A 5,158-nucleotide genomic window follows, 5' to 3' on the forward strand; every position below is an offset into this window, starting at 1 on the left:
CTCATAACAATAATAACTCTTCACCGCTTTTGATGCAAATCATGACCACTCAATGCCCATTAATAACCGAGTCTTTCACTTGAACGGTCTTTCACACCGTCCATATAAACTTTAGTTTATATATACATACATAAATAAGTAATTAAAATTTATATATAAAAATGCCATAATGCTCTTAACCAAAGGAGGAACAGTGGTTGAAAAAGTAATTAATATTTTAAAAAATATGAGAAGAAAAAAGAAAGTCCAAGCGACAATGCTTGATGCCTATGACAGAAAAACAACATCAACAAGATCTGAACTAGACTCCGAATACTATATCCTCTCTCGACTATAAGAATCCAAAGATAAGTCCACAAATAAAAACAGCACCCGAAGGTGCTGCTATTATTTCATTATTTTAGTTTTTCTAGAATGATTGATAATGCTTCACCACCACCGATACAGATCGAGGCCATCCCGTACTTCGCATTCTTATTTCTCATTGCTGTCATTAGAGTTACAACAATACGAGTTCCTGAACATCCAATTGGGTGACCAAGAGAGACACCTGAACCATAAATATTTACTTTATCGTGAGAAATACCAAGCTCTTTCATCGCGGCCATTGGAACAGCAGCAAAAGCTTCATTAATCTCAAATAAATCAATATCTTCAAGTTTAAGATTTGCCTTATCAAGGTTCTTTTTCATCGCTTCAATTGGAGCTGTTGAAAACCAAGTCGGCTCTTGTGCATGTGAAGAATAAGCAACAATTTTAAATTCTGCCTGGTCTTTATATTCTTCACCAGCAAGGACAACTGCAGCCGCACCATCGTTGATAGTTGAAGCGTTCGCAGCAGTAATCGTTCCATCTTTTTCAAAAGCAGGTCTCAATTGAGGAATCTTATCAAATTTAGCTTTGAATGGTCCTTCATCTTGTTCTACAACAGTGTCCCCTTTACGACCTTTAATAGTCACAGGAACAACTTCAGCTTTAAAGATATTTTCGTTGATTGCAGCTTGAGCTCTCTTAAAAGATTCAATAGCAAATTCATCTTGTTGTTCACGAGTAAGTTCATACTTCTTCGTCGCTTCTTCAGCACAATTTCCCATTGGTCTGTCTGAATAAACATCCCAAAGTCCATCCCACTGCATAGAATCTTTCATTGAAGCTGCACCAAATTTCGAAACTCCTGTTCTAGAGTTTGTAATAAGGTGTGGTGCTAAAGACATATTTTCCATACCACCAGCAACAACAACTTGATTGTCTCCAGCAAGTATTGTTTGGGCCCCAGAAATGATTGTTTTCATTCCCGATCCACAAACCTTATTAAGAGTTGTACATGGAACTGATTTTGGAAGTTCTGCAAAAATAGCAGCTTGTCTCGCAGGTGCTTGACCAACTCCAGCAGTAACAACATTTCCCATGAATACTTCATCAATTTTATCACCAGAAATTCCGGCCTTCTCAAGGGCTCCTCTAATTGCAGTCGCTCCAAGTTGTGGTGCCGGTACAGTAGAAAGTCCACCTAAGAAACTTCCAGATGGAGTTCTTGCTCCAGATAGAATATAGACGCTCATTGTCATCTCCTTTTAAATATTTGAGCTATTAAACCATATCACCGGCCCTTCGTCACGCTCTAGCGTTGACGCTTCACGCAGGAGCATGATAGTTATGAGGACTTAAAATACCTCTTTTCAATTATAAAGGATGTTTATGCTATCAAGAAAAGGAACTCCATTTCTCATCAATCTTCCAAATGAATGGGTAGATAAAGTTACTGAACTTCTTCAGGACTCGTATCGCCAACAACTAGCTGAAGATGCCAAGATTTTTGAAGTTTATGGGAAACTCTATAAGGGAGAAGTTCTAGTTATAGCGAGTCTTATTAATCCTAATGATGAGTTCGCAATTCCAACAACTTACTCTGTCTCTATGGATCTAGAAGATGGTCAGGATCACACAAAAGTTCTTGATTCGCTTGTTGACTCTGTAGGTGCATTCTTTGATACATTCTTTGCAACAAAGGACTGGATGGATTATCAGGACCAATGGCAGAGTGAAAAATTTAAAGATCTCGATATCTTCTATAAAATTAACAGAGAGAATATTGGCCTAACGATTAAGGCCGACCAACTACTAAATCAATAAATTTCTATTTTTTTAGAGGCAACTCAATCTGAACTTCGGTGAATTTATTTTTTTCCGAGAGGATTGAGATGCTTCCCATTTTCGACCTAATAAGATCGTTTGCGATTGTTAACCCTAGTCCTGCACCATCCTTACTTTGTTTTGTGGTGACAAAGGGCTCAAATATATTTTTTAGAATCTCATCACTAATCCCATTTCCATTATCTCGAATTCTAAGATTTAACTTGTCTTCAATTATAAATAGTTTTAAATGAATCTCTTTAGGGTCTTTTTTAGAACTTGCAAGGTCTGCGGCTGAATTATCAATAACAATAGACAAAACTTGTTCTAAGGTTGTTCTGGAAACTAAATACTCATCTGTTGGCGAAGTATCCAAAGAATAGTTTATTTTATTGAAGTATTTCCTTTCGCATAACTCTATCTCTTTTAAAAAAGCCTCCACACAAAATTCGGAGATATTCAGCAGCTCTTCAGTATCATTTTGCTGTGAAAGATTGAGCATCTTCTTCACGATATTATCAATTCGTACACTGTAATCATCAATGAGTCTCAGTGAGGTTTTTATACTACTTAAAGACTTCTCATCACCTAGATTCACGTTCCCACTTAGTTCATTAGTGATTATCTTCGCACCATTTTGAATAAAGTTTAATGGGTTCTTAATTTCATGAGCAAGTCCAGATGCCAGTAAACCAACCGATGCCATTTTCTCCCTAGATATTAGTTGATGTTGCATTTCTCCAATTTTTTTCAAAGAGGATTTTAAAATTGTATTTTTCTCTTGAAGCTCTTTAGTTCTTATATCAATAATCCTCTCAAGCTCTTGAAACTGATTCTGCATAAGAACTTCTTTTTCTTTGTAAAAATTAATTCTCGTATGCAACTCTTTTGGAGAGATATTATATTCCGCAAGAGACTCACTATAGAATTGGTAGAGCTCCCCTCTTTCATCGACTGAAAGAAAGTTAGATTTTTGTATAACTTGGTGAGCTGTCGCGGCACCAACAATTCCTGTTAAACTCTTTTCAAACTCTTGAGTAAGCTCAAAAAGCTCTAGTATATTTATATCCCTATTTTCAAATACCCCTATATTCTTAAGAATCCCATCAACACATGCTTTTGATTTTTCCCAGTCATAATACTTTTCTAAAATAGCCAACATTGTGTTAACTTTTACTTCTAGAGGAATATTTCTCTTAAGCTCAACATTTTCATAAGAATACTTTTCTTTTATGTCCACTAAAGAAGAGAAATCGCTAATAATTTGTTCCTCTGACTTACTTGGCTTAAATAATAAAGATATCGTTAAAAAAGATCCCAGATTGAAAAACATAGACCAAAAAACAGAATGAGAAAGAGGGTCCATACCATCTAGTCCAAAAAGTGCTTGGGGACGTAATATATGTATACCAAATAATCCATTTGCCAACATCTCCTGTCCAAAGTAACCACTTTTTATAAAGGCCGGAATATAGAGTGTATACAGCCATGTACAAACGCCTGCACTTAAACCAAAGAGAGCAGCTCTCGAATTGGCCTTCTTCCAAAACAAGCCACCTAATATCGCAGGAGCAAATTGTAAAACTCCTGCAAAAGAAACCATCCCCATTGATACTAGGGCAAAGTTATCCCCCACTAAGAACATATAGCCCAAAGATGAGAAAATTAGGAAAGACGCAATAACCCATCTCACAGGTAGCAAGAACTGTGTAAACGCTTTTGGCAAATTCAATCTTTCAATTATTGGCAAGTAAATACTATTCGACAAAATCACCGTCACAGTCATCGTTGAAACCATTATCATACCAGAAGCAGCAGCAAAACCTCCCAAGAATGTAAGCAGAGAAAGATTCAAATACCCCATTTCCATTGGAATTTTTAAAACAAAACGATCCGCTTGATCTAAACCAATAAGGCTTAATCCCACAATGCTAATAGGTATGACAAAAATATTAATGAGAAACAAATAAAACGGTAATCCCCAAGTCACATCATCAACATGATCTTCGTTTGAGTTTTCAATTACAGCAACATGGAATTGCCTAGGAAGAAAGAGAATTGCACTACCAGATAAGATCATAAAACTTATCCAGGTGGACACAGACCCTTCTTGATTTCCCATAAAAGAATAATTTTCTCCAACAACTTCTGGCAATTTAGCTAAGACATGAAAGAACCCATCATTGAGATAGTAGCAGCAAAAAATCCCTATAATGAGAAAGACAATAAGCTTAAAAACACATTCTATCGCTAGTACGAAAATCATTCCTGGATGCCTTTCCGTCGGATCAATTTTTCTTATTCCAAAAAGAATTGTAAAAGTTGTCATAAAAATGGCAAAACCAATTCCGACGATTCGATCAGAACTTCCAATACCAAGGTTGATAATCTGTTTTGTATCAACAATAGAAGAAAAAGTTGAAACAAGGGCCTTAAATTGAAGGGCTAAATATGGGATCGTCGCAAGCAGAACAAGTAAAGACCCAACCCAACCTATAAGTGAAGACTTATCATATCTAGCGGACAAGAAGTCCACAATACTAGTGATATGATAGTTTTGCTTAACTCGAATGAGGCGCTTTAATAAAATTCCCCAAAAAAGAACCATTAAGGTAGAGCCTAAATATATAGTTAAAAATAAAAGTCCTGAATTAGATGCCTTTCCAACAGAGCCATAAAAAGTCCAGCTCGTACAATAAACGGCAAGAGATAAGCAATACACAAACGGATTATCCACAATTTTAGAGTTTGGATCCCCCTCTACTTTTTTATCAACAAAGTACGCTATCAAGAACATAACTAGTACATAGAGAAGTACACTAAATAGGGCCGTCTGAACATTTATCATTCTCTACCCTTACGTAATAAAACAGCTCTAATGAATAGAATAAGAATTAGCGAAAGCCATATCCCAAAGATATAAATAATAATCGCTTTAGGAAAGTCCATATTTTTGATGGCAACAAATGGCCACGTCATTAGTAGAAAATAGATTGCACTTAGAATATATAGAAATTCATCCTTG

At 36.0% G+C, this 5,158-nt stretch carries 5 protein-coding genes; 2 read left to right on the plus strand and 3 right to left on the minus strand.

The window, feature by feature from the left end; genetic code table 11:
• Positions 1-193 precede the first annotated feature (193 nt).
• Complete coding sequence (locus tag M901_RS17670) at positions 194-337, plus strand: hypothetical protein (RefSeq protein WP_021279232.1); 144 nt, start codon at positions 194-196, stop codon at positions 335-337.
• A 58-nt stretch (positions 338-395) separates the two neighbouring features.
• Here the strand turns inward: M901_RS17670 and M901_RS15820 are convergent, their stop codons facing one another.
• Positions 396-1,562: a thiolase family protein gene (locus M901_RS15820; protein ID WP_021279230.1), complete on the minus strand. Its 1,167-nt coding sequence runs from the start codon at positions 1,560-1,562 to the stop codon at positions 396-398.
• A 136-nt stretch (positions 1,563-1,698) separates the two neighbouring features.
• Here M901_RS15820 and M901_RS15825 point away from each other — a divergent pair, with 136 nt between their 5' ends.
• Positions 1,699-2,133, plus strand: coding sequence for a hypothetical protein (locus M901_RS15825; protein ID WP_021279228.1), 435 nt, complete (start codon positions 1,699-1,701; stop codon positions 2,131-2,133).
• A 4-nt stretch (positions 2,134-2,137) separates the two neighbouring features.
• On the opposite strand, the gene M901_RS15830 is transcribed toward M901_RS15825, so the two are convergent.
• On the minus strand, positions 2,138-4,981 hold the full coding sequence (locus M901_RS15830) for a sensor histidine kinase (RefSeq protein WP_053335893.1): 2,844 nt from the start codon (positions 4,979-4,981) through the stop codon (positions 2,138-2,140).
• On the minus strand, positions 4,978-5,158 hold a 181-nt coding region (locus M901_RS18120), incomplete at its 5' end, for a hypothetical protein (protein ID WP_021279229.1). The genes M901_RS18120 and M901_RS15830, both read right to left, overlap by 4 nt.

The organism is Bacteriovorax sp. DB6_IX, assembly GCF_000447775.1.
In the GTDB taxonomy this organism is placed as follows: Bacteria; Bdellovibrionota; Bacteriovoracia; order Bacteriovoracales; family Bacteriovoracaceae; genus Halobacteriovorax_A.